This window comes from Streptomyces milbemycinicus (assembly GCF_002154605.1).
GTDB classification, from domain to species: domain Bacteria; phylum Actinomycetota; class Actinomycetes; order Streptomycetales; family Streptomycetaceae; genus Streptomyces; species Streptomyces milbemycinicus.
In genome coordinates this window covers 1-4,351 of sequence record NZ_MUNE01000974.1, presented here as the reverse complement: position 1 = coordinate 4,351, position 4,351 = coordinate 1, and the positions used below count along the sequence as shown (strand labels likewise).

The 4,351-nt window shown below is 74.0% G+C and carries 5 protein-coding genes; 1 reads left to right on the top strand and 4 read right to left on the bottom strand.

The genetic code is table 11. From position 1 onward, the window contains the following. A partial coding sequence (locus CCN51_RS49850) for a phosphodiester glycosidase family protein (RefSeq protein WP_143676185.1) occupies positions 1 to 191 on the top strand: 191 nt, incomplete at its 5' end. A gap of 18 nt (positions 192 to 209) precedes the next feature. On the opposite strand, the gene CCN51_RS49845 is transcribed toward CCN51_RS49850, so the two are convergent. The 4 genes from CCN51_RS49845 to CCN51_RS49830 all read right to left on the bottom strand — a co-directional run bounded on the left by CCN51_RS49845 (position 210) and on the right by CCN51_RS49830 (position 3,989). After that, positions 210 to 404, bottom strand: coding sequence for a hypothetical protein (locus tag CCN51_RS49845; protein WP_014174314.1), 195 nt, complete (start codon positions 402 to 404; stop codon positions 210 to 212). A gap of 200 nt (positions 405 to 604) precedes the next feature. Next, positions 605 to 1,792: an acyl-CoA dehydrogenase family protein gene (locus CCN51_RS49840; RefSeq protein WP_014174315.1), complete on the bottom strand. Its 1,188-nt coding sequence runs from the start codon at positions 1,790 to 1,792 to the stop codon at positions 605 to 607. After that, positions 1,789 to 2,988 (bottom strand): acyl-CoA dehydrogenase family protein, encoded by a 1,200-nt coding sequence (locus tag CCN51_RS49835; protein WP_014174316.1) that lies wholly within the window; start codon positions 2,986 to 2,988, stop codon positions 1,789 to 1,791. Before CCN51_RS49835 ends, CCN51_RS49840 begins: the two co-directional genes overlap by 4 nt. Beyond that, positions 2,985 to 3,989, bottom strand: coding sequence for an NADPH:quinone oxidoreductase family protein (locus CCN51_RS49830; protein WP_014174317.1), 1,005 nt, complete (start codon positions 3,987 to 3,989; stop codon positions 2,985 to 2,987). Before CCN51_RS49830 ends, CCN51_RS49835 begins: the two co-directional genes overlap by 4 nt. Positions 3,990 to 4,351 lie beyond the last annotated feature (362 nt).

Genomic DNA, 4,351 nt, shown 5'->3' with positions numbered 1-4,351 from the left:
TCAACCTCGACGGCGGCGGCTCCTCGACGCTCGTGGCGCGGGAGGCGGACGGTGGGCGGTTGACCGTGCGCAACCATCCCTCGGGCGGCACCGAGCGGCTGGTCCCCAATGGGATCGCGGTGTTCAGCCGCCCCCGGCCCGATGTACGGTCCCAGCCGGACGTACGGTCCCGGCCCGGCGACCGCCGCTGAGCCCGCGCGACCAGCCGGTCAGGGCCGGACGCTGCTGACCACGTCCGCGGTCGCCGCCAGCCCCTCGGAGATGGTCGGCGCGATGCTGCTGCTGGCCAGGTAGAAGCCGAGCGTGACGCAGACCAGCGCATGGGAGATACGCAGCCCTCCGCTCCGCAGGAAGACCACCGCCAGGATCAGCAGCAGTAGGACCACGGAGATCGAAATGGCCATGGCGAGCCTCCTCAGGCGCTTCATGAGGATCGGAATCCGGCCGCCAGTTTCGCCCAGTTATGCCCTTGACCCGCGCCATCGCGGTGCTCCATACGAGTGCCGATCACGGGTGCGAACGCCCCGGCCGCTCCCGAACGCCACACCGCGGTCGCCCCGCGGCCGCGCGAAGCGCCACGCGGGGCGGCCGGGAGCGGGACCGCTCAGCCGACAGGGGCGGGCAGGTCCACCAGCCCGGCCAGCGCCTCGCGGTGGCGGCCGGGGGTGCCGAGCGCGATCTCATCGCTCTTGGCCCGCTTGAGGTAGAGATGCGCCGGGTGTTCCCAGGTCATGCCGATCCCGCCGTGCAGCTGCACGCACTCCTCGGCCGCGTGCACCGCGACCCGCGCACAGTACGACTGGGCGACCGCCACCGCGATGGGAACCTCGAGGCTGTCCGCGGCGAGCGCGTCGGCGGCGTGCCGGGCCGCGGCGCGGGCGGAGACCAGCCCCAGCCAGAGCCTGGCCATTCGATGTTTGAGCGCTTGGAACGAACCAATGGGGCGGCCGAACTGATGGCGCTCCTTGGTGTGCCGTACGGTCTCCGCCAAACACCATTCGGCCAGCCCCAGTTGCTCGGAGGCGAGCAGCCCGGCCCCCGCCATGAGGGCCCGGCCGACGGCGGCCCGGGCGCGGTCGGGCCCGGCGAGGCGGCGGGCCGGGGCCTGAGCGAAGTGGAGCGCGGCGAGCGGCCGGGTGAGGTCGAGCGAGGTCAGCGGCTCGACGGTGACGCCGCCGGTAACGCCGCCGCCCCCACCGGTGATACCCGGGGCGTCGATGTCCACGGCGTACAGCCCGTACCCGTCCGGGCCCTCGGCCGGGACCAGCAGCACATCCGCGCCGACCGCGCCCGCCACGCCGCCGATCCGGCCGCTCAGGGCGCCGTCGGCGCCGGCGGTGACGGTGGCGGGCGGCGCGCCACCGGGCGCGGTGGACAGCGGCAGCGCGAGCGCGCCGACCGCACGCCCCTCCGCGAGCGCGCCGAGCAGCCGGGCCACCTGCTCCTCGTCGGTGTCGCAGCCGAGCAGGGCGGAGACGGCGAGCACGCCGCTGGTGAGATAGGGAACGGGGGCGACGGAGCGGCCCAGCTCCTCCAGCACGACCGCGGCCTCCCGTGCGGTGGCGCCCTGTCCACCCAGCTTGTCGGGCACCAACAGCCCGGCCGTCCCCATCTCCACGGCCAGCGAGCGCCATAGCGCGGGGTCGTACGGGCGGCGGCGCTCGGCCTCGGCGAGTACGGCGGACGGCGGGCAGCGGTCGGCGAGCAGCGACCGCACGGCGGCGCGCAGATCGTCCTCGGCCTCGGAGTAGAGCAGGTCGGCCTCGGAAGAGAGCATGTCCGGGGTGCTCATCGGGGCAGGTCCTTCCACGGGAGGTCCTTGTCGGTCCGCGGCTCGGACGGCAGGCCCAGGACGCGTTCGGCGACGATGTTGAGCAGCACCTCGGAGGTGCCGCCTTCGATGGAGTTGCCCTTGGCGCGCAGATACCGGTAGCCGGCCTCGCGCCCGGTGAAGTCGACGAGCTCGGGGCGGCGCAGCGTCCAGTCGTCGTACAGCAGGCCCTCCTCGCCCAGCAGTTCCACCTCCAGGCCGCTGATCTCCTGGTTGAGGCGGGCGAAGGCGAGCTTCATCGCCGAGCCCTCGGGGCCGGGCTGGCCCATCGCGAGCTGCTGGCGCAGCCGTTCGCCCGCCAGCCGGGCCGCCTCGGCCTCCACCCACAGCCCGAGCAGCCGCTGGTGCAGATCGTGGGTGCGCAGTTCGGGCCGCTCGCGCCAGACCGTGGCGATCCGGCCGATCATGCCGCCCTCGCGGGGGACGCGGCCGCCGCCGATGGCGACTCGCTCGTTCATCAGGGTGGTCTGGGCGACCTTCCAGCCCTCGCCGACCTCACCGAGGCGGCGGCTGTCGGGGATGCGCACGCCGGTGAGGAAGACCTCGTTGAACTCCGCCTCGCCGGTGATCTGGCGCAGCGGGCGCACCTCGACCCCGGGGTCGGTCATATCGCAGATGAAGTAGCTGATGCCGCGGTGTTTGGGCAGGTCCGGGTCGGTGCGGGCGATGAGGATCGCCCAGCGGGCGAGGTGGGCGCTGGACGTCCAGACCTTCTGCCCGTCGATCACCCAGGTGTCGCCGTCGCGTGCGGCCCGGGTGCCGAGGGCCGCGAGGTCGGAGCCGGCTCCCGGTTCGCTGAACAGCTGGCACCACACCTCCTCGCCGGTCCACAGGGGGCGCAGCAGACGGGTGCGCTGCTCGTCGGTGCCGAAGCCGAGGATGGTGGGGGCGGCCATGCCGAGGCCGATGCCGATGCGGCGGGGGTCGTTGTCGGGCGCGCCCGCAGCCCCCAGCTCGGCGTCCACGACGGACTGCAGCGAGCGCGGGGCGCCCAGGCCGCCGAGCCCCACCGGGTAGTGCACCCAGGCGAGTCCGGCGTCGAAGCGGGCCCGCAGGAAGTCCAGCCTGGCCGTGGTGGCCACGGGGTGCTCGGCGACCAGCTGCCGCACCCGGTCGCGCAGTCCGTCGGCGGTCACCTGTTCCGTGTCCGTACTCATCGCCCCTCCCCCTGGCGCTGACCCGGGACCACCACGACGCGGCCGGTGGTGGTGCCGTCCGCGACGCGCTGGACGGCGTCGGCTGCCGCGTCCAGCGGCACCCGCTCGCTGACCAGGGGGCTGACCGTGCCCTGGGCGGCGAGGCGCGTCAGCTCGTCGTGGCAGGCGCGGACGGCGGCGGGGTCGTGGGTGTTGTACAGGCCCCAGTGGAGGCCGAGGATGGCGTAGTTCTTGACCAGGGCGTGGTTGAGGGCGACCTGGGGGACCACGCCGCTGGCGAATCCGACGACCACGATCCGGCCCTCGAAGGCCACGCACTTGACCGACTTGGCGAACGCGTCGCCGCCGACCGGGTCGTAGATCACATCGGCGCCCCGCCCGCCGGTGGCTTCTTTGACGGCCGCCACGATGTCCTCGTGCCGCCGGTCGACGACCAGGTCGCAGCCGAGCTCCCGGGCCACCTTGGCCTTGTCCTCGCCGCCGACGACACCGATCACCCGCGCCCCGTGGGCCTTGCCGAGCTGAACGGCGGCGCTGCCGACGCCGCCCGCGGCGGCGTGCACGAGCAGCGTCTCGCCGGGCTGCAGCCGGGCCCGGCGGTGCAGGCCGAACCATCCGGTCTGGTAGCCGATGTGCAGCGCCGCGGCCTGCGCGTCGTCCAGCGCGTCGGGCGCGGGCAACGCGGCCGACGCGCTGACGACCGTGGTCTCGGCGAAACCGCCGGTGGGCAGCGCGGGGGTGGCGATGACCCGGTCGCCCGGCCGGCCCTGCGCGCCCTCGCCGACGGCCAGGACCTCGCCGCACACCTCGACGCCGGGGGTGAACGGCAGCGGCGGACGCACCTGGTACTGCCCGCGGCACAGCAGAGCGTCGGGGAAGTTGACGTCGGCGGCCCTGACCCGCAGCAGCAGCTGCCCGGGCCCGGCGACCGGCTCCGCCACCTCTTCCAGGCGCATCACCGCGCGCGGCTCGCCCGTCTCGTGCACTCGCCATGCCTGCATACCAGTGGCCTCCCACACCCTGTCGGTCGGCGCGCGGTCCCCGCGCCGAGCGCATACTAACCAGTCGGTACGACCAGTGGAACCGTCCGGCGGGGCGCGCCCAGATCACTCCGCCGGGCGACGCACGCACTCTTGTGCGACGCTGGACGGGCCCTGAGGCTGGATGGGCCCTTGAGTCAGACGCCATCGACAGGTGAGGGTGGGCAGCGGCAACGCGGCTCGCACCGACCCGAAAAGGGGCGCGCGAACCGAGCCCATCCGAACCGAACGGGAGATGACGACTGTGCCCGACAACCAGGCGATCAACGAAGCCGAGACAGAGGCCCGAATACGCGGCATCTGTTTCAAGACCGGACCGCCCC

What these genes read in the sequence shown, in the direction of transcription:
- CCN51_RS49840 (WP_014174315.1), bottom strand. Translation starts at nt 1,792, where the DNA reads ATGAGCACCCCGGACATGCTCTCTTCCGAGGCCGACCTGCTCTACTCC.
- CCN51_RS49835 (WP_014174316.1), bottom strand. Translation starts at nt 2,988, where the DNA reads ATGAGTACGGACACGGAACAGGTGACCGCCGACGGACTGCGCGACCGG.
- CCN51_RS49830 (WP_014174317.1), bottom strand. Translation starts at nt 3,989, where the DNA reads ATGCAGGCATGGCGAGTGCACGAGACGGGCGAGCCGCGCGCGGTGATG.
- CCN51_RS49845 (WP_014174314.1), bottom strand. Translation starts at nt 404, where the DNA reads ATGGCCATTTCGATCTCCGTGGTCCTACTGCTGCTGATCCTGGCGGTG.